Genomic DNA, 20,933 nt, shown 5'->3' with positions numbered 1-20,933 from the left:
TTTAGGTGGGAACACCATGGCAAACATTGCTGTGGTGTTCCTTTTATCCCTAGGGATTACTCCCATTCCGTATGGAATACACCTTCCATATCGGTCCTTTCATAGGTATGCGATCCAAAGTGATCCCGTTGCGCCTGAATAAGGTTCAAGGGCAATCTCCCAGAGGTGTAGGCATCAAAGTAGGTCAATGAATTGGAAAGACCCGGTAAGGGAATACCATTTTTGGCCCCATAGGCTACAAGATTCCTCGTGGCCCCTACCGTTGATTGTACCTTGGGAACAAATTGGGGGGATAGCAATAAGTTGGGCAATTGTTTGTTCTTGGTAAAAGCGGTGGATATGTCCTCCAACAGACCGGCACGGATTATACATCCCGCCCTCCAAATTTTGGCTATTACGGAAAGATCCAGGTCGTACCCGTATTCCTTGGAGGCATCCGCCAGTTGATGGAGACCCTGGGCATAGGTGGTTATAAAGGAAAAGTAAAGGGCTTCCTCGGCCCACTTGGCCATTTCTTTCTTGTCCATGATAGCCGGCTCCGGCCTATTGTACAACTTATCGGCCAAAATCCTTTCTTCCTTTAAGGCCGAAATTTCCCTCATGCTCACGGCTATATCAATACTGGGAATGGGAATGCCCAAATCCATTGCATTTTGGGATGTCCATTTTCCGGTACCTTTTTGTTTGGCCTTGTCCAATATTTTGTCTACCAATCTTCCTCCCCCCTTGTCATCGTCCTGTTTAAAAATCTCGGCCGATATTTCTATTAAAAAGGACTGCAATCGACCTTTGTTCCAGGAATCGAAAATGGCATGAAGTTCATCATTATTGTACTTCCCCGCCTTTTTTAAAAGGTCATATATTTCGGAGGTAAGTTGCATTAGACCATATTCAATGCCATTATGTACCATTTTTACATAGTTCCCGGCAGATTTAGGCCCCAAATAGGCAACGCAGGGCTCTCCCTTAAATTTGGCGGAGACTGCTTCAAATATAGGTTGTACTTCCTTGTAGGCCTCTTTGTTTCCTCCGGGCATAATGCTAGGACCCCGCCTGGCACCTTTTGCCCCTCCGGAAACACCGGAGCCAAAAAAGTGGATGCCTTTATCCTGCAAATAGGCCTCCCTACGATCGGTATCGGTAAAAAATGAATTTCCACCATCTATGATAAGGTCGTTTTTATCCAAATAGGGCAGTAGACTTTCTATTACGGTGTCCACAATTTTTCCGGCGGGCACTAAAAGCATTATTTTTCTGGGCTGTGATAAGGATTGTACGAACTGTTGGATATCTGTGGAGGCGTTTACTCTTTTGGTATCCTTACCTTCTTCTATCAGGGCATTTACTTTTTCATCATCCAGATCGTATCCCATGGCCGAAAAGTTGTTGTCCGCAACGTTTAATATAAAATTACGTCCCATAACGCCCAGGCCGATCAATCCAAAATCATATCTATTTTCCATGTTTTTTGCTTAAAGTTATTTAACAAAATAATGAAGCTTTTGTTAAGTGTCCCTGTTTATAAATGAATAATCTAAATTAGTTTTATCTTCGCATGATAATTCAAAAATCAAAAATAGTCAATTAAACGGTTTTTAGAACCAAAGTTTTAAATTCCCAACAAATTGAACAATACTTCCAATAATTATATTATGAACAAAACAGCAAATCAAATGCTTGTTATTTTTGGGGCATCAGGAGATTTAACTGCGAGAAAGCTGGTACCGGCTTTATTTAACCTATACAAGGCAAAACAGCTTCCTGATAATTTCGTGGTATTGGGAGTAAGTAGGAGCAACCTGACAGACGGTGAGTTTAGGAGGAAAGTGGTCCAGGAAAGTACGTACCTCAAGGATAAGGTAAAAGATGCAGCTGCTGATTTTGTAAACAACTTTGCCGATAAGTTTTTTTATGAGGATCTGGGCACTGATTACAATAAGGAATATGGTAAATTGGCCACCAGGATATCGGACTTGAATGTTAAATTCGGTACCGGGGGCAATTATATTTTTTACCTTTCCACTCCACCCAACCTCTACGAGCTAATAGCCAAAAATCTTTCCGAACAGGGATTGAACAACGAAACCAATGGCTGGAAGCGAATTATTGTTGAAAAACCATTTGGATATAGCCTGGAGACGGCCAAAAAACTAAATATTGGTCTACAAACCTATTTCAAGGAATCCCAGATCTATAGGATAGACCATTACTTGGGCAAGGAAACGGTTCAGAACCTGTTGGTAACCCGTTTCTCCAATAGTATTTTCGAACCCCTCTGGAACAGGAACTACATACACCATATAGAAATTACCAATGCCGAAAGTGTCGGTGTGGAAAAGAGGGGCGGTTATTATGACAAATCCGGGGCGCTCAGGGATATGTTCCAGAATCATTTATTGCAGATTGTCTCGTTGATCGTAATGGAACCACCAATAGATGCCAGCGCACAGGAAATTAGGAACGAAAAGGTGAAGGCCTTAAAATCGTTGCGGATTATGCGCGATGAGGAAACCCTATACAATAATACCGTTAGGGCCCAATACCTGTCCTCTATTATAGATGGTAAAAAAGTGAAGGGTTATAGGGAAGAGGATGGTGTAGATCCCAACTCCAAAACGGAAACCTATGCCGCTATCAAATTCTTTGTGGATAATTGGAGGTGGAAAGACGTCCCCTTTTATGTGCGTACCGCCAAAAGGATGCCTACCAAGGTCACCGAAGTAGTAATACATTTTAAATCGCCTCACCACCAGGTGTTTAAAAATTCCGATATGAACAACAAGGACAACCAGTTGATCATTAGGATTCAACCGGATGAAGGTATCCTTATTAAATTTGGGGTGAAGGTTCCCGGACAGGGCTTTACCGTAGAATGTGCCAATCTGGACTTCTATTATTCCAATCTGGTAGACAACAATGTAATGGACGCCTATGAAAGGTTATTGTTGGATGCCATGCAGGGCGATGCTACCCTTTACGCCAGAGCGGATGAAGTGGAAGCGGCATGGGAGTTTGTAGATCCCATTTTGGACTATTGGAAGAATGGTTCGGATGTTAATATCTATGGTTATTCTTCCGGAGTGTGGGGGCCTACCAATTCGGACCGTTTATTGGAGGGCGATCTAACATGGAGGAATCCCGGTGAAAACTTGGCCGATGATCCCGGTTTCTGTGTTATTAAATAATTTTTAACTTAATATATGACAAAATTCAATTCCGCAAGATTTTCCTCGATTTTAGACCCCGACCCTAAAGCCCGCCTGAACGAAGTAGTCGGGCAGGGGTGAATCGAGGAAAATCAAGCTCCCTTTAGGGCTTGGGGTAAAACGGATTTTCCGAGAAATCTTGCAAAGACAATTTTTGTCATGTACTGTAAATTTTTAATCAAATAAAATATAGTAGATGCATATTAATATATTGCCTACCAAAACGGAAGTGGCCAAAAGCTTTTCCGATTATTTGGAGGAATTGATAAAGGAAAATAAAACGACCCATATTGCCTTGTCCGGTGGTAGTACCCCCAAGGTGGTCTTTGATTATATGGCCGCCCATTACAAGGAAGTGGATTGGTCCACGGTCCATTTGTATTGGGGGGATGAACGATGTGTTCCGCCTACCGATTCGGAGAGTAATTATAAAATGACGGTAGACCACCTGTTGTCCAAGATCGATATTCCCAAGGACAATATTCACCGTGTTCGTGGGGAAGACCTACCGGAATTGGAGGCCGGAAGATATGGAAAGGTCCTGGAAGAGGAATTGCCCATAGTGAACAAGGTGCCGCAATTTGATCTGGTCATCCTAGGTATGGGCGATGACGGACACACCGCTTCTATCTTTCCCCATGAAATAGGCCTGTGGCACTCCGCCAATAATTGCGAAGTGGCGATTCATCCGGATTCGGGACAAAGAAGGATTACCATAACAGGGAAGCTGATCAATAATGCCAAGACGGTTGCATTTCTGGTGACAGGCAGCAGTAAGGCGGAAAAAGTAAGGACCATTATCACAAAGGAGGAAGGTCATGAGCACTATCCAGCATCTTTGGTAGCCCCTTCCTCTGGTGATCTGATCTGGTTTTTGGACGAGGAGGCCGCTGCCCTGACCAACTAGGGCCTGTTAGCACTAAACGAAATCCATGGATTTTTTGATGGTTCCTGCCCGTTCGTTCAGGCGGGTTTTCGGATTTCGAGGCCATTTTTGTAAAACATAGTGGGCTACCTCGTCAAAAATGGACAAAAAAATGCGGAAAAAGGCGGAAAAGCCACTTTTGGGCTTAGTGTTAACAGGCCCTAAGCGGGATCCAGGTCTATTTTTACATTTTCCTGGTCCAAATCCTTTATGTGGTCATGGATTTTAAATTGGGACGAATCAAACTGGGTACTTCGGGACATGGCCTGTTTTTTTCGTTGAATGCTACGCGCAAACCTGCGAACTCCCTGCTCGTCCTCAATGATCAGGCCTGGCACAGGGGTACTCCGTCCGTCCGAATCTTTGGCAACCATGGTGAAATAAGAGGAATTGCAATGTTTCTTTTTACCAGTGGTTATATTCTCGGATTCCACACGAACGCCTATGACCATAGAGGTACGTCCGGTATAATTTACGGAGGCTTTAAGGGTAATCAACTCCCCAACTTCAATGGGATTTAAAAAATCCACTTTGTTCACCGAGGCTGTAACACAATATTTCCTGGAGTGTTTGGAGGCGCAGGCAAAGGCTATCTGGTCCATTAGGTTTAAAATGTGGCCCCCGTGTACCTTTCCCCCGAAATTGGAATGGGAAGGCAACATTAATTCGGTTATGGATATTCTGGATTGTTTTGCGGTTTTAAATTTGTCCATCTTTTTAATTTATGTGGGGCGATTTTTCCTTTTCCACGGAAGTGATAAAATATTTGGTGTCCCCCAACCAAAAGAAGGTCTTGTAACGTTCTATATAGGTCACTTTTACATAAGATCCCTGATACTCCTTCAACTTGGCAATTACATCGTCCTTTAGGACCGAAAAGGAAAAAATCTGTGCCCCGGATATTCCTTGACTGATCTCGCCTTCCCAAGTTTTTACGAGTACCCCCTTCTCACTTATTTTAATCAGTTCCCCGGAGCGGATACCTTCGCTGTAGGGAACAAAATAGACAAAGCAAAAATAGGCCACCATAATGAGGACCAGGCCAAGCATGATTGATCCGAGTATTTTTTTCATCTGTTTATTTATTGTTTTTTTAATGGAAATTTCATATCAAAGGTTAAATTTATTTTTTGGACAAAGGTTAAAATCCCGTCTGAATCTAATCGGGCCTCCTCCTTATTGGGCTGTAAACTGCCTACTGTTTACTACCTACTGCTTTCTGCCCCTTTATCTTCCAGTTATTGCAAGCTTAATGGTTCCTCATTTTCATCATCATCTTCCTGCGCCCTCTTAAGCAAGGTTTCGGGGATCGATTTTTTTGCCTTGGCGCCCATTTTCTTGAGTTTCTCGATACTGGTAATGATATTTCCCCTACCATCTACCAATTTGCCCATGGCCCCCTTGTATTCGGCCTTGGCTTCATCCATCTTTTTGCCCACCTTCATCAAATCCCCCACAAAGCCCTCAAACTTATCATATAAGGCTCCTGCCTGTCGTGCAATTTCAATGGCATTACGCTGCTGTTTTTCATTGTTCCACATGGTGTCTATAGTACGTAAGGTAGCCAATAGGGTGGAAGGGGTCACAATGATTATATTCTGTTCAAAGGCCTTGTTGTACAGATTGTTATCGTTGTTTATGGCAATGGCAAATGCAGGTTCTATGGGAACGAACATAAGTACAAAGTCGGGACTCTCCATTTCATACAGGTCCTCGTACTTTTTAGCGGAAAGTTGGTCCACATGCTTTCTAAGGGAATTGATGTGATCTTTAAGAAATTTATCCTTCAGTTCCTCCTCCGCATTTACATAGCGTTCATAATGCGTTAGGGAAACCTTGGAGTCTACGATCATTTTTTTGCCGTCGGGCAGGTTGATGATAACATCGGGCAGCACTCTACTGCCATCTTCGCGGGTAAAGCTTTGTTGTACCGTATATTCCCGGTCCTTTTCCAGACCCGATTTTTCAAGGACACGCTCCAATACCAATTCGCCCCAATTGCCCTGCATCTTACTGTCCCCTTTTAGGGCCTTGGTAAGGTTCTCGGCCTCTAAGGTAATTTTAAGGTTCTGTGTCTGAAGGTTGGCCAATTGTTCCTTTAGGGCGGAATGCATGCCCACACTTTCTTTTTGACTATCCTCTACCTTTTTTTCAAAAAGAATTATTTTTTCCTGTAAAGGGGTCAATATATTTTTAATGTTCTCCCTGTTCTGCTCGGTGAATTTGGTGCTCTTTTCATCCAAGATCTTATTGGCGAGATTCTCGAACTCCTTGGTGAATTTTTCCTGTAATTTTTCTACTTCCCCTTTTTGTTCCCTGTTTTTTAGGTCTAAATTCTCCATTTCCGCCTGATAGCGGACTATTTTATTACCCAATTGTTCCTTTTCGGATTGTAATTGCGCTTTGTATTCCTCAGCATCCAATAGTTTTTGTTCCAGGACGTTGAGGTTGGTTCTCAATTGCTGTTCCCGTTCCAAAAGGGCGCTTTGGCTGGATTTTGTTTTTAGATTTTGGATATAATTCCCTAGAAAATATCCAATGGCAAGGCCTACTAGGGCAAGGACTGCATAGAATAGCAATTCATTCATTTACTTCTCGGTCTTTGTTGTAAAGATAATGGATTGTGTTAAAAAAAAGGTGATTGGTTTTTATTACTTATTAACTCTAAAGGAACCCGTCTGGGGGTCGAAAGTAATGGTGTCCGGAGGGAACAGATTTTCAAAACTTTTCATTTGTATCAATTCGCAGGGGGAGCCAAAGGTGCTTCGGTTTCTTTCCAATATCAACATATTGTCGCACAACTGGATGGCTATTTCAATTTCGTGGGTAGTAAAGAGAATGGTCTTTTCAGTGGCAAGGGCAATGGATTTGAGCAATTTTAATATTTGGACCTTGTGGTACAGGTCCAAATGTGTTGTAGGTTCATCCAATAAAATAAGTTGGGTGTCCTGGGCGATTGCCCTGGCGATCATGACACGCTGCAATTGTCCATCGCTAAGTTCATAACACTTTTTAAATTTCAATTCCGAAATTTGGACCATGTCCATTGCCAACGAGATCTTGTCCCTATCCTCTACAGTCAATGTACCCAGCCAATTGGTATATGGTTGCCTACCTAAGCTAATGAGTTCCAGCACCGTTAAATTTTTGGAAGCTATGGGCTCTGTTAAAACAACACTAATTTCGGCGGCCAGCTCGGCCGTAGTAAATTGCTCCATAGGCAAACTGTTCAATCTAATACGGCCCGATAATTTGGGCTGTACATTGCCAAGGGTGCGCAATAGGGTAGATTTTCCTATACCGTTCACGCCAACAATGGCGGCAACTTCCCCTTGTACTAAGGAAAAATTAATGTTACTGGCAATGCAGGTCTGTTGCTTCTTGTTGGAATAGCCTATGCTCAGGTTTTCCGTTTTCAGGGCGATATGGGGAGTGGCAGTATCTATTTGTGATAATTTATTGGGTTGCTAAGGTATTGGTTTTTACTCGATAATCGAGATTTAAATGCTCCGACGCCTGCCTGCCCGTTCCGTTCAGGCGGGCGTCGAAATCAAACTTGAATTTTCTTTCAATGCCTCGTGGGCCTGCCTTTGTCGGCAGACAGGCTTGCCCCGAGGAAGTTTACTGTTTTTTTTCCTCTTATTGCCCTGCCAATTCATTAATACGTCACCCAATATGGATCGGAAATTAAAAAATCATTTTTCTTTTCCTTAACAACAACCAAATAACCACTGGTGCCCCAATGATGGATGTTATGGCGTTGATGGGCAGCACATTGGCCGAATTGGGCATTTGGGCGATGGTATCACAGACCAGCATAAGAATAGCACCATAGATCAGCACGGCCGGTACCAAAATCTTATGATCGGTAGTATTGAAAATCTGTCGGGTCAAGTGGGGTACCGCCAGGCCTATAAAGGCAATGGGCCCTGCAAAAGCGGTAACCCCGCCAGCCAATAATCCTGTGGCAACAATTATGGAATATCGGGATCGTTTTATATTGACCCCCAGACTTCTGGCATAGTTTTCTCCCAATAATAGGGCGTTCAAGGGCTTTATATAAAAAACACCGATCAAAATTCCAACCCCTATGATTATGAACAACAATAACAGTTGGTTCCATGATAAGTTACCGATACTTCCAAAGGACCAATATACATATTGCTGTAGTTTTTCGGCAGTGGAAAAATAGGACAGCACGCTTACCATGGCGGTGGTAATGCTGCCGAACATAAGGCCAATGATAAGTAGGGCCATGGTGTCCTTTACCTTTGCGGCAACCACCATCACCGTCAATAGCACTAGAAAGCTACCGATACTGGAAGCCAAAGCCAAGGAAATATCGTTTAGTATACCAAAGGCAAACATGCCGGAGAAGAGGGAAGATCCTAGAATCAGTAGGGCGGCGCCTAAACTTGCTCCAGAGCTTATGCCCAGGACAAAGGGGCCGGCCAAGGGGTTTCTAAACAAGGTCTGCATCAATAGACCGCTGAGAGCCAGACCACTACCTGTTAAAATGGCCGTAAATGCTTTGGGAATTCGGTAGTTCCAAATAATATAGCTCCAGGAATCCACTGTAGTGGCATTGCCCAATATCGCATTCAACGTATCCCCTAAGGGGATGGACACCGAGCCTAAACTGACGTTCACCGTAAAGCAAACCAACATAACCAGCAGCAGCAGGACAAAATAGGTGCTATATGTTTTAGATTGCAGCACTTAATCCAAGGGTTTAAAAAAGGTAGGCATATAGTTCGGGAGCATTTCCGGGTGAAAAATTTGGATAAGGTCTTTCAGTACCAGATCCGGTCTGTTGGGGGCTAGCTCAAAAAAGAGCAATCCTCCGGTCTCCCCTTTGGAATTGGCATAGGTATAGATTTTTCTATTTCTGAAGGCAGAAAATTGAACATAATGTTGGTTGGCTTCCCTTAGTGCCGAGTAACTGCCAAATTGTGAAGGGGAAATCCAAAAATCAGCATCACGGCCCCGCTCAATAACACTTTCCAGGCTTAATGATAGGCTTCCGGTAGAGGAGGTATCGTACCATAAATATTCCGCATTGGCATCCTCTATAAATTTGGAGGCCCAACTCTTGCCGCCTGGGAGGTACCAAATGTCTTTATAAAGGGCACCACTTAATACCTTGGGCCTATTTTTAGCTTTTTGAGCCAAGGCCTTGGCATTATTGTAATTCTCCTCAATGGAGGAGAAGATACGATCTGCCTCTTTTTCCTTTTGAAAAAATGGGGCGAAAAATTTTATCCATTCCGCTTTTCCCAATGGAGTTTCCTCTGTCCAATCCCCATTGTACACTACCGGAATATTGGATCTTTGAATAGTTTCGTAAGCCCTGTTTTCGTGGTTAATGCTAAACCCTATCACTACTTCCGGATTTAAGGCGATCACCATTTCTGAATTTAAGGATTCATTGTTGCCCAGTTCCTGGACCAATCCCTCATTGATTCGTATTCTGGTCTTTGGGGAAGATATGTATTCCGTATTTGGAAATCCAATTAATTTATCGACTTCTCCCAGTGCTTCCAGTGCAGGGATATGGGTGGTAGAGGTCACCACTATATTTTGGACGGGCACCCCAATGATGGCATCGTAATCCTCCCTGTTCAGGGTTATGGTAGACAATTGTTCCTTAGGTACCAGGGCATAGGTAAAACTGTCCTCGGATTCTGGCCAGGGCGACAATACTTTGATAATGGTTATATGGGAAGATGTCCTCTCCATAGTAAAACCTTTAGCGTATTCTATGTTTACGGCCTGTGATAAATCGGAATTGGAAATAGTCTCCTTTTTAGGCTGTTTGCAGGATAAAAGACATGGAATTAGTAGTAAAAGAAAGACTTTGTTCAAGGGGCTACAAGTTTGTTTAGGAATTCAAAAGTAGTATTAATTTCTTGAATCTAAATTTCCAATAGCCCAGAACGATTGGTTTTGGGGATTCAAAGTTGGCAGTGACAGTGGGCAGTAGGTAATTTTTTACGAACTGCATACAGCCTAAAGCTTACGGCCAATTAATCATCCAGTCCTTGACAATGAGTTTCATTCCATCCAAAACCTATGTTTTTGCCGACCTTTAGGCAGGTTTGCTGCGATGATTATAGCGATTAGTATCGGGTATCCAAAGTTGGCTAAGGCAGTTGGTAGTAGGCAATTTCAATATATAGTAGCATTAACATGAATTGGCGAACAAACTAAAAAGAAAAAAAGAACAGTGATACTTCCAAAAAAAGTAGTAGTTTCGCATCGAATTTTGGTTTCTATTCCCAATGTTACAGGGATAGGATTAAAAGGGAATTCGGTGAAATTCCGAAACTGTTCCCGCAACTGTGAGCTGTGCCGAATCGGCACCGATATTTTTCAATCGGTGCGCAGTAGGTGGCTATCATTTCTTCTAATACCACTGCCCTATAAAATAGGGTGGGAAGGTAAATGATAGTACGCAAGTCAGGAGACCTGCCATATTCAACACAAAATAAAATGGATCTTCGGGTAAAGGGTCTTTTTGAATATGGAAAGAAAACAACTATTTTTATTTTTTATGGGACTGTTGGCCTTCGCCCAAGTTTTTGGTCAGAGGGATAGTGTTATTGTTTTGGACGAGGTTATTTTGAGCGATGCCAAACTGCTTCATTTTTCAAAGGGAACAAAAGTAAAGGTTGTCAGTGATTCCACACAGCAAAAAAACGGGACTTCCCTAACCGATCTATTACGGTATAATTCCAATATATATTTTAAGGAAAATGGTTATGGAATGGTATCCTCGGCTTCTTTTCGGGGTACCAATGCCCAACAGACTGCCGTGGTGTGGAATGGCATCAATATAAATTCCCAGCTTACCGGTCAGACAGATTTCAATACTTTGATTCCAGGGAATTATGGGGATGTTGTGGTAAGAAGTGGCGGTGGCTCCGTGCAATATGGGAGTGGTGCGGTTGGCGGAACTATTCTTTTGAACGATAGTTTTAAGTTTAATGACGGCTGGAAAAATACTCTGCTTACAAGTTATGGTAGTTTTAAAACCGGTAAACTGGCATTTAGTACTTCCCTTGGTAAAGAAAAAACGTTCTTTCATATAGGAATCGACCATATCACCTCGGATAACGATTACAAGTATTTGGGAACGGACAGGAGAAATAAAAATGGCGCATACGATCAACTTAATGTAAATGCCAATGTCGGTTTTATTTTGTCCGATGGGCGAATTTTAAAATTGTATCACAATACCTTTAGTGGGGATAGGGATTTTTCCGGGACCTTGGCGGCTCCGGCCGATGAAAATTATCGGGATTTAAACCACAGGTCGCTCATAGAGCTGGGCAGTTTTGACCAGCGGAGGGTAGCTCGCTTAAAAGTGGGGCATTTATACGAACGTTACCGCTATTTTCCCAATAAACAAAGGGAGGAGTATAGTTTTGGGCAGGCCAATACTGTTTTGGCCAACTACGATTATAAATATCAATTCAATAAAATTGCCTTAAATGGGATCGTCGATGTTTCATCCATTTGGGCCAAAGGAACTTCCATTGAAAATGCTCAAAGAAAGTATGCTTCGGCTACTTTTTTATTTACTCACGAACTCTCGGATAAATGGGATTATGGGGTTAACCTGAGACAGGAAATCGTCAGCGATTATCAAAGCCCCTTTCTTTTTTCAATGAACAGTAGTTATAAGGTGACCAAGGACTACCTTATAAGTATGAACGCCTCCAAAAACTATAGGATTCCTACGTTTAACGATCTGTACTGGTCCGGGGCAGGGGCCAGTGGTAATTTGGATGTACTTCCGGAAACCTCTTGGCAGGTAGAACTTGGCCAAACAATTAAGGTAGGAAACATAGACCTTACTTTAAATGGCTATAGCATAACAACGGATAATCTCATTCAATGGCGGCCCAATGCGCAAGGTATTTGGATGGCTATGAACGTTCAGGATGTTTCCCAGTACGGCCTGGAACTGGGTTTGGATTGGAAGAGGAAATGGGGAGACCAGGAATTGGTTTGGGAAAGTGAATATACCTTTACAAAGTCGATCGATAATGAAACCAACAAGCAATTGTTATATGTTCCCGAGCATATGTTGAGGTCAAATTTAGCCTATCAATATAAGAAGTTGGTCGCCTTTTATCAATTTCTTTATAATGGATCGGTCTTCACCACTACCGATAACAGTGGTACTTTGCCCTCTTATACAGTTAGCAACATAGGACTGGATTATCATTGGCCAAGGATTTCCAAAATTAAATTTGTTCTGGGTTTAAAGGTGAACAACTTATTTAATAAGAATTATCAGAATGTGGCCTATAGGCCCATGCCCAATAGAAATTTTCAACTACAATTAATTACTAAATTTTAAAACAGCTAAAACAAATGAAGATTAGAAATGTATTTTTATCCCTGATGATTATCGGCCTTTTCTGGTCCTGTTCCAACGATGATGGGGAGATTCAAGAACCTCTTGGGGATTATGCCAATGGAATTTTGGTTTCCAATGAAGGTCCCTTTAGTAACGGTACTGGAACAGTCTCCTTTATTTCCGGGGACCTGTCCGTTGTAAATAACGGTATATATAAATTGACGAACGGTGAAGATCTAGGAACGGTTGTGCAGTCGATAGGATTTACGGAGGATGAGGCTTTTATTGTAGCCAATGTCTCCAACAGGATAAATGTTGTAAACAGATATACCTTTGAAAAAATAGAGAGCATTACCGAGGGATTGAACAATCCAAGGTATTTTGTTGAAGCCAATGGCAAGGGGTACGTAACCAACTGGGGGGATACCGCAGATGAAACGGACGATTTCGTAGCGGTTATAAATCTTCAGAATTATACCGTGGAAGGAACCATATCGGTAGTTATGGGCCCTGAGGCCATTTTGGCCAAGGGCGATATGGTCTATGTGGCCCATCAAGGTGCCTGGGGACAGAACAACAAGGTTTCGGTTATCAATACCACTTCCAATGAGGTGGAAAAAACGCTTACGATAGGGGATGTTCCTAATTCCATGCAATTGGATGCCTCGGGCAATTTGTGGGTACTGGCCTCAGGGAAACCTGCTTATACAGGGGATGAAACTGCTGGGGTATTGTCCAAGATCAATACGGTTACCAATGAGGTGGATACCAATATCCAGTTTGAAACAACTCAGCATCCCGGGAGTTTAAATTTTGATAGGGGAGCCCTGTACTATATTTTGGGGGATAAGGTTTTGCAACAAAGTTTGTCGTCCACAACCTTGAGTATGGAGACCGTTTTGGAGGGGTTTGGTTTTTATACTATGGTGGTAAACAATGGCAGGTTGTACGGAACCGATGCGGGGGATTATGCCAGTAAAGGAACACTTACCATCTACGATCTTAATACCAAATTGGCCATAGATGCCCTGACCGTGGGAATTGTTCCTGGTGGTGTTTACTTCAATTAACGTGAGTTCGATATAAAAATAATTGAAAGGAATTGATTTAGTGTAAATTAAAAAATTACTACGGTCTCCTCGAGCGGAGTCGAGAGGTTATTTTACTGTAATGCCTTTACAATGAGGTCTCGACTCCGCTCGACCGGACAAAATTATTATAAATTATTCAATAAGGAACCTCTCTTTTGTATGGTATAAACCAAGGAGAAGAGGGGTTTCTGCATTATGGCTACTGGCATTATAAAATTAATGTACTTATTGAAAAGAAATATCAATAGGTTTGTCCAGGTACATATTATCCTTAATAGGAGTAAACATTTTGGAGTTGGATACCTCATTTACGGGCATTTTTACACTAAAGTCCCTTTTGGCGCTTACCCCTGTAATTTCTTGGATGGCCCTTGCAAAAAGGGGTTCGTTTATATCTCCTAAAACACCTAGGTTGGCAAGGTCTTCCTTTAGAACCGCATCGGGGGCCAAACCGGAGGTATAGTCAGAAAATCCGTCCGAATTTTCATTTCTTCCCATAAGGGGCTGCATGGCCCAATTATTACTAGGATTTATTTTGTTTTCCCTGTCGGACCTGTAGATATAGTCATTATCTATATCATCTACCATGGTAACGGAAAATTCGTTCTTGCCCCTGGTGGTTTCGCCTATATGAAAGACATTTACATAGGGTGCCAGGCCGTTCATGACCAATTCACTGGCCGATGCGGAGCTAGCTGTTGCAAGAACATATACTTTATTAAGGTTAAGGCTGTTCAACGCTGTTCCGGAGCCTGTTTTATTGGCAAAATTATCTTCCAATTGCTCTTTGTTCAACATGGATTGAATTTTATCGTTCCATCGCTGTCTTACATATAATTCGTCGGTATTGGTACCATATACCATACTGGCCAATAATCTGGAACTGTTTACGGACCCTCCAGGGTTGTATCTAAGATCAAGTACCAATTCCGTTGCCCCTGCCGTTTTAAATTGACCGAAGACCGAATTTAGTTGATCATCATAGCCACTGGTAAAACCGTTGTACATGAGGTAGGCAATTTTAGTGCCGCTGACCTCTATGGTTTCCGCTACCAATATTGGGTTTTCTTGCAGTCCTTCGGATTTGGTCAATGTTACTTCTTTGTCGTTATCGGTTACCACAGTCCCCGAAATATCCGCCATACCTAGGGTGTAGGTGTCCGAACTTCCAAAAAGGAGGCTAATATAATTGGCATCGGTAAGTTGAACCCCGTTCACCCTGGTAAAAATATCCCCTCTGGCAATATCCTTGGTAGAAGCATCGGAGTTTGGAATAATATATCGCACATATCCGAAGAGATCTGTACTGCCCGCATTTCTTGCCAAACCAAATTCCATTCCATTACTTTTTGATACCCCATTAAGGGAATTTACCAGTGTTTTATAATCTTCCTCAACAAAACTAAATCGATCAACAGCGGAACTGCCGCCAACTACATTGGAGTGTTGGTAACAGGTTTGGTAGAAGAACTCCTCTGGATCGGTATAGGTTTCAAGATAGGCCAAATAGTCGTCATTGGAGGCGAATCGGTTATCTCCTAAATTGGGGGCTTCCGCCTGCCAAAAATACCATTGATTTAGGCCTTGCCACATAAAGTGCTGTACGGTCGATTCTTTTGGGTATACGAATGCGTCATCATCTTTATCGGAACAGGAAAGAATTATAAAAATTAAAAGTAGGCCCAGAATTTTTTTCATCTGTTTATATTTATTGTTTTTTTATGGGTCAGACCTGCCCGACTTCTTCGTTTCCGTTCTTACCGGATACGGGCGGACAGGCGGTTGTAATTCACATATTTTAATTCGTATTTGCCCGCCAGAATGAATCTTTCGGGCTGGCGACCAATTTTCGGTCATGCCCATTTCATAATGTAAATGTATTATTGATCGTGTAGTACACTAGATGCATTGGTCTAGATTTTTTATTGGCCTGAGCGGCACTTTAAACAGAGCAATGGTTACTATTTTTCGGTCAATTTTATAGGGTTTTTAATATCCATGAACATATTGTCCTTGATTTTAGTGAACATTTTGGAACTACTTACCAATTTAACCGGCATATCCACTGTAAAATCCATTTTTGCAGTAGTTCCAGTAATCTCGGCAATGGCCTTGGCCAATAAGGGTTCGTCCATATTGCCCAATACCCCCAAATTGGATACGTCCTCACCCAATAAGATATCGGGGGATAGTCCGTCCGTATACTCGGAAAAACCATTGGCATTTTCATTTCGTCCGATCAACGGTTGAATGGCCCAATGATTATCGGGGTTAATATTATCTTCCCTATTGGGGTCGTAAACATTGCCATTCTCAAAATCGTCCACAAAGGTAACCGAAAATTCGTTTTTTCCTGTAGTTGTGGTCCCTATATGGATTACGTTTATGTAAGGGTCCAGACCGTTCATGACCAATTCGCTTGCCGATGCACTGCTTCCGGTGGCAATGATATAAACCTTGCTAAGTCCTAACGTATTTATAGGGGTATTGTTGTCCGTTGTATCCGTAAAATACTCGATAAGGTCATCATCTGTAAACTCCGATTGTAGTTTTTCGTTATATCTGGCTTTCAGAAAAACATTATTGGTATAAGTACCATAAATCATGCTGGATAATAATCGGGCCGAATTTACGGATCCACCTGGATTGTACCTGAGATCCAATACCAGATCTGTAACACTTGCCGACTTAAATTCGCCAAAAGCATTGTTCAACTGTTCGTCGTATTCGTTGGTAAAGCCATTATACATTAAATAGCCTATTTTTTTGCCCCCTGTTTCCAATACATTGGCAATAAAGATGGGATTTTCGGTCAGGTTGGCTTCCTTGGTCAAAGTAACCGCCCTATCCGTACTGGTAATTACATTACCGGAGATTTCCGCCATATTTAAGGTGTAGGTGTCGTTTTCACCAAATAATAGGTCTATATAATTATCCAAGTTCAGGGCAGTGCCATTAACACCGGTAAAAATATCCCCTCTTTGGATATCTTTGGTAGAGGCATTGGAATTTGGAACAATGTAGCGTACATATCCGAATACATCATCACTATCAACAAATAAGCTCAAACCAAATTCCAAACCATTGCTCTTGGATATTCCTGCAAAAGATTGGGTCAACTCCTTATAATCCTCGGAATAAAAGCTAAAGCGGTCTTCCGCGTACAATAATTTTTCATCAAAAAATGTCCCAGGATTTTCCTCTGTTTCCAAAAATGATATGTAATCGTCATTGGAAGTAAAACGGTCATCCCCTAAGTCTGCCACATCACCTTGCCAATAATAATAGGTATTCATGGTCTGCCACATAAAATTTTGGACAGTAACATCTATTTCCACTTCAGGGGTAGGAATTGTTTCTTCCAATTCCTCTGCGACCTGGGGGTCATCGTTCTTGCTACAACTGCCAAGGAACAAGCCCGCTCCTAAAAAAACCAATAAATACTTCTTCATAATTTTTAAATAATTGCCAAAACACAATGGGTAGTGGCTTACAAATATCATTCCATTAAAAAGTATAAATCAGTTTTTGGGAACGATTTCAATTATATACGGTAATATTGCCAATATGGTTTCCATTACGCTAATTTACTTACATTGTAAGGAATAGGAAACTAATTGTAACAAAATTCGATGTAGGTCGTCTTGCCATTGTAAGCCTTTATTGAGGATTATAAAACAACTAAACCAAAATGCAACAAACTGAGTTTTTAAATGTGGTTTTGCCATTTAAGGATAAACTTTATAGATTGGCCAAGCGTTTGTTGGTCTCTAAAGAAGAAGCTGAGGATGCCACACAAGAAATCTTAATGAAGTTATGGTCCAAGAACAATATGATGGAAGGCTATAATAATGTAGAGGCTTATGCCATGATGATGACCAAGAATTTTTGTTTGGACCGACTTAAATCCAAACAGGCGGGAAATTTAAAATTGGTACACAGCAATTATAAGGATGAAAATGTTTCCCTACAGAATCAGGTAGAGGTTGGTGATAGTCTAGGTTGGATAGAAAAAATCATGGAGGAATTGCCGGAACAGCAAAAAATGGTCCTTCAGCTTAGGGATGTGGAAGAGTACGAATTTGAGGAAATAGCAAAACTTTTGGATATGAATGCTACAGCGGTTAGGGTCACTTTATCCAGGGCCCGAAAAACAGTGAGGGAAAAATTGGTTAAAAAGCACAATTATGGAATTAAGTAATATAGAAAAACTATTGGAAAGATATTTTGAGGCAACTACTACTGTTGCCGAAGAAGAAATATTGAGGGCATACTTTACAAAGGAAGAGGTTCCTTTGCACTTAAAAAAATATGCCTATATGTTTCAGTATTTTTCCGTAGCCAGAGAAGAGAAGTTTACCATGCAGGTTCCACTAAGACCTAGAAATAAAAGATATATAAAGTGGATTTCCATTGCAGCCGTAAGCATTTTAATATTTGGTATGTATTTTGGAAGAAGTTATCAGGAACGGAAAGAAGCGGAATACGCCTATCAGGAAACCAAAAAAGCATTAAGCCTTTTGGCTGCCAATCTTGGTAAGGGAACCGAAAAAGTAGCTTATTTAAAAGAGTTTGAAGAAACAAAACAAAAAATTTACAACAACAATTAAATTAAAAAAGATGAAAAAGAATATCATGATAGTATTGGTTGCCGTGTTGCCCCTTTTAGGGTTTTCACAATCCATGTTCGATAAATTTGAAGATCTGGACAATGTAAGTGCCGTAGTGGTCAATGAAAGTATGTTTAAATTATTGAGCAAGATAAACGTAGAGGTGGATGACAAAGAGGCACAGGATTTTATGGATATAGCCCAGAACCTCAAAAATCTAAAGGTTTTTATTACCGAGGACAAGAAGATTTCCTCAGAGATGCAGATTACCATGGAGAAATATTTGAAATCTTCATCATTACAGGAACTGATGAGGGTAAAAGATAAGGATGCCAATGTAAAGTTCTACATCAAGAGCGGGAAGGATGAGGACCATGTAAGTGAATTGCTCATGTTCGTTACCGGAATTAAAAATGGGAACGTTGAAATTAATGATAGAAAATTTGAGACCGTATTGTTATCGCTTACCGGGGATATTGATCTGAACAAGATAGGATCTCTGACCCAAAAGATGAATTTACCATCAGAGCTTAATAAGGCGGGTAAGAACAAGTAATAGTAACTAGGGTAGTGGATCAATAAAAAGACCATTGCCCTAGCCCATCAAAACTAAATAACAAAGGATATGAAAACAAGAATTGGGAAATTGGCCTGGGCCATGTTGTTGATCTTTGCCATGTCGGCCTGTTCATCAACACAAAGTTTACAGGAATATTATGTGGACAATGAGGATAATCCAAATTTCTTATCGGTAGATCTACCGGTAAGTTTGCTGAATTTGGGGAAGGCCGATTTAACCAAGGACCAAAGGGAAGCCCTAGGGTCATTAAAAAAATTAAATATTCTGGCATTTAAAATAACCAAGGATAACCTTGGGGAGTTTCAGAAAGAAAAAGCCAATATCAGCGCCATCCTAAAAAATGGCAAGTTTACCGAGCTGATGAAGATGAACACTAGTTTTGGCAAGGCTTCCGTAAGATATTTGGGCGATGATGATGCCATTGATGAAGTTGTCATTTATGGAGATAGTGAGGATAAGGGTTTCATGTTGGTCCGGGTATTGGGTAAAAATATGAACCCTGCCCAATTGGTCCAGTTTATGAAGGCCATGGAAAAATCGGATTATAGGGGTGAAGGCTTGGGAGAAATTGGAAGTTTTTTGAAGGGTAAAAAAGGAACATAACAGTCATGGCTTATAATGTTTTGAAGCCCTGTGTTGCCGATAGGCAACACAGGGCTTTTTCATATATTAGGGATGTACAAGAAAGATCTTGCACCATCCGTTAAGATATCCGAGTGAGCGGATGGCACCGTAAATTTTGCCGTAAGGTGCTTTATGCGGCTTATTTAAATAGGGCGTTTTTTAAATCCCTGTATAATTGCTAGGGGTAATTTGTTTCAATTCGGATTTTATTGCTTCGGTCGTTTCCAAAGTATCGATAAAATTGGAAATGGACTGCCGGGTAATCTTTTCATTGGTACGCGTTAATCCCTTTAACGCTTCATACGGATCGGGATAGGCCTCTCTCCTTAAAATGGTCTGGATGGCCTCAGCTACCACCGCCCAATTATTTTCCAGGTCCTGCTCAAACTTTTCCTTGTTCAACAAAAGCTTGTTCAGGCCCTTTAATGTGGATTGAAAGGCTATTAGGGTATGGCCAAAAGGCACGCCAACGTTTCTTAGCACCGTACTATCGGTTAAATCCCTCTGCAACCTGGAAATGGGAAGTTTGGCGGATAAATGCTCGAAAATGGCATTGGCAATTCCCAAATTCCCTTCGGAGTTCTCAAAATCGATAGGGTTTACCTTGTGGGGCATGGCGGAAGATCCCACTTCACCAGCTTTTATTTTCTGCTTAAAATAGTCCATGGAAACATAGGTCCAAAAATCCCTGTCCAAATCCAATATAATAGTATTTATCCTCTTGAGGCAGTCGAACAAGGCGGCCATATGGTCATAATGTTCTATTTGCGTAGTTGGGAAGGAATGGTGCAGGCCAAGCTTCCCATGCACAAATTTTTGTCCAAAAATCCTCCAATCAATGTGGGGGTAGGCCACCTTGTGGGCATTATAGTTTCCTGTTGCCCCTCCAAATTTTGCTGCGCTCGGAATCTCGTTGAGTAGATTAAATTGTTCTTCCAAACGCACTGCAAATACCTCTATCTCCTTTCCTAAACGGGTGGGGGATGCAGGCTGGCCGTGTGTTCTTGCCAACATGGGTACAGCTTCCCATTCCTTCACCAAAGCTGTTAACTTGTTCAGTACCTCTAAATATTGTGGTACGTAAACCTCGTTCATAGCTTCTTTAATAGAAAGGGGAATAGCCGTGTTGTTTATATCCTGTGAGGTAAGTCCAAAATGGATAAACTCCTTATGGGGCGCCAAGCCTAATTTATCGAACTTCTTTTTTATAAAATATTCAACCGCTTTTACATCATGGTTGGTTACCTTTTCAATTTCTTTTATGGCATTGGCATCCTCGGAATCAAAATCGATATAGATTTTTCTCAAATCGTTAAATTTTGAACTGTCAAAATTTGAAAGCTGGGGAAGGGGAATTTCGCATAGTGCTATAAAATATTCTATCTCTACACGTACCCTGTATTTTATAAGGGCCTCCTCTGAAAAATAGGAAGCAAGGGAAGCTATTTTATTTCTATATCTGCCATCAATAGGGGATATGGCGTTTAATTTGTTTAATGACATCTTGTGCTATTTGATAGATTTTGGAA

Annotated in this window: 18 protein-coding genes and 1 riboswitch; of the genes, 8 read left to right on the top strand and 10 right to left on the bottom strand. The window is 41.5% G+C overall.

The annotated features are described in order from the left end of the window. Window positions 1–56: 56 nt before the first annotated feature. Window positions 57–1,463 (bottom strand): NADP-dependent phosphogluconate dehydrogenase, encoded by a 1,407-nt coding sequence (gene gndA / locus D0S24_RS19105; protein ID WP_117021436.1) that lies wholly within the window; start codon window positions 1,461–1,463, stop codon window positions 57–59. A gap of 189 nt (window positions 1,464–1,652) precedes the next feature. Here gndA and zwf point away from each other — a divergent pair, with 189 nt between their 5' ends. Further along, entirely contained in the window at window positions 1,653–3,185 is a 1,533-nt protein-coding gene (gene zwf, locus D0S24_RS19100) for a glucose-6-phosphate dehydrogenase (RefSeq protein WP_117021548.1), read from the top strand. Window positions 3,186–3,402: 217 nt separating this feature from the next. Continuing rightward, window positions 3,403–4,113: a 6-phosphogluconolactonase gene (pgl, locus tag D0S24_RS19095; RefSeq protein WP_117021435.1), complete on the top strand. Its 711-nt coding sequence runs from the start codon at window positions 3,403–3,405 to the stop codon at window positions 4,111–4,113. Window positions 4,114–4,292: 179 nt separating this feature from the next. On the opposite strand, the gene D0S24_RS19090 is transcribed toward pgl, so the two are convergent. From D0S24_RS19090 to D0S24_RS19065, 6 genes are all read right to left on the bottom strand, one after another. Next, the gene (locus D0S24_RS19090; RefSeq protein ID WP_117021434.1) at window positions 4,293–4,844 is read right to left on the bottom strand and encodes an acyl-CoA thioesterase; all 552 of its coding nucleotides are present in this window, start codon (window positions 4,842–4,844) and stop codon (window positions 4,293–4,295) included. Between the two features lie 4 nt (window positions 4,845–4,848). After that, window positions 4,849–5,205: a 6-phosphogluconate dehydrogenase gene (locus tag D0S24_RS19085; protein ID WP_117021433.1), complete on the bottom strand. Its 357-nt coding sequence runs from the start codon at window positions 5,203–5,205 to the stop codon at window positions 4,849–4,851. A 164-nt stretch (window positions 5,206–5,369) separates the two neighbouring features. Beyond that, the gene (rmuC, locus tag D0S24_RS19080; RefSeq protein WP_117021432.1) at window positions 5,370–6,719 is read right to left on the bottom strand and encodes a DNA recombination protein RmuC; all 1,350 of its coding nucleotides are present in this window, start codon (window positions 6,717–6,719) and stop codon (window positions 5,370–5,372) included. 63 nt (window positions 6,720–6,782) lie between these two features. Then, complete coding sequence (locus tag D0S24_RS19075; protein ID WP_117021431.1) at window positions 6,783–7,577, bottom strand: ABC transporter ATP-binding protein; 795 nt, start codon at window positions 7,575–7,577, stop codon at window positions 6,783–6,785. A gap of 241 nt (window positions 7,578–7,818) precedes the next feature. Further along, window positions 7,819–8,850, bottom strand: coding sequence for an iron ABC transporter permease (locus D0S24_RS19070; protein ID WP_117021430.1), 1,032 nt, complete (start codon window positions 8,848–8,850; stop codon window positions 7,819–7,821). Next, entirely contained in the window at window positions 8,851–9,996 is a 1,146-nt protein-coding gene (locus tag D0S24_RS19065) for an ABC transporter substrate-binding protein (RefSeq protein ID WP_251795843.1), read from the bottom strand. It abuts the gene before it with no gap. 384 nt (window positions 9,997–10,380) lie between these two features. Then, a riboswitch (cobalamin riboswitch) is annotated at window positions 10,381–10,622 on the top strand. Window positions 10,623–10,654: 32 nt separating this feature from the next. Here D0S24_RS19065 and D0S24_RS19060 point away from each other — a divergent pair. Continuing rightward, the gene (locus D0S24_RS19060) at window positions 10,655–12,499 is read left to right on the top strand and encodes a TonB-dependent receptor (RefSeq protein WP_117021428.1); all 1,845 of its coding nucleotides are present in this window, start codon (window positions 10,655–10,657) and stop codon (window positions 12,497–12,499) included. A gap of 14 nt (window positions 12,500–12,513) precedes the next feature. Beyond that, entirely contained in the window at window positions 12,514–13,569 is a 1,056-nt protein-coding gene (locus D0S24_RS19055; protein ID WP_117021427.1) for a DUF5074 domain-containing protein, read from the top strand. Between the two features lie 246 nt (window positions 13,570–13,815). On the opposite strand, the gene D0S24_RS19050 is transcribed toward D0S24_RS19055, so the two are convergent. Then, a complete protein-coding gene (locus D0S24_RS19050) occupies window positions 13,816–15,288 on the bottom strand; it encodes a S41 family peptidase (protein ID WP_117021426.1) in 1,473 nt (490 codons plus the stop codon). A 263-nt stretch (window positions 15,289–15,551) separates the two neighbouring features. Next, complete coding sequence (locus D0S24_RS19045) at window positions 15,552–17,042, bottom strand: S41 family peptidase (RefSeq protein ID WP_117021547.1); 1,491 nt, start codon at window positions 17,040–17,042, stop codon at window positions 15,552–15,554. A gap of 239 nt (window positions 17,043–17,281) precedes the next feature. Between D0S24_RS19045 and D0S24_RS19040 the strand changes: the two genes are divergently transcribed. The 4 genes from D0S24_RS19040 (at window position 17,282) to D0S24_RS19025 (ending at window position 19,383) form a co-directional block, all read left to right on the top strand. Beyond that, window positions 17,282–17,791 carry an RNA polymerase sigma factor gene (locus tag D0S24_RS19040; protein WP_117021425.1) on the top strand — a complete coding sequence of 170 codons (510 nt, stop codon included), beginning with the start codon at window positions 17,282–17,284 and terminating at the stop codon, window positions 17,789–17,791. Beyond that, window positions 17,778–18,200 carry a hypothetical protein gene (locus tag D0S24_RS19035; protein WP_117021424.1) on the top strand — a complete coding sequence of 141 codons (423 nt, stop codon included), beginning with the start codon at window positions 17,778–17,780 and terminating at the stop codon, window positions 18,198–18,200. The genes D0S24_RS19040 and D0S24_RS19035 overlap by 14 nt, the downstream gene beginning before the upstream one ends. A gap of 10 nt (window positions 18,201–18,210) precedes the next feature. Beyond that, a complete protein-coding gene (locus D0S24_RS19030; protein WP_117021423.1) occupies window positions 18,211–18,756 on the top strand; it encodes a DUF4252 domain-containing protein in 546 nt (181 codons plus the stop codon). 69 nt (window positions 18,757–18,825) lie between these two features. Continuing rightward, window positions 18,826–19,383 carry a DUF4252 domain-containing protein gene (locus D0S24_RS19025; protein WP_117021422.1) on the top strand — a complete coding sequence of 186 codons (558 nt, stop codon included), beginning with the start codon at window positions 18,826–18,828 and terminating at the stop codon, window positions 19,381–19,383. Between the two features lie 180 nt (window positions 19,384–19,563). On the opposite strand, the gene purB is transcribed toward D0S24_RS19025, so the two are convergent. Next, window positions 19,564–20,907 (bottom strand): adenylosuccinate lyase, encoded by a 1,344-nt coding sequence (gene purB, locus D0S24_RS19020; protein WP_117021421.1) that lies wholly within the window; start codon window positions 20,905–20,907, stop codon window positions 19,564–19,566. Window positions 20,908–20,933 lie beyond the last annotated feature (26 nt).

Origin of the sequence: Arenibacter sp. P308M17, from assembly GCF_003426735.1 — a bacterium.
In the GTDB taxonomy this organism is placed as follows: domain Bacteria; phylum Bacteroidota; class Bacteroidia; order Flavobacteriales; family Flavobacteriaceae; genus Arenibacter.
The sequence above is the reverse complement of the archived record's forward strand: the minus strand, read 5'-3'. Positions and strand labels throughout refer to the sequence as shown.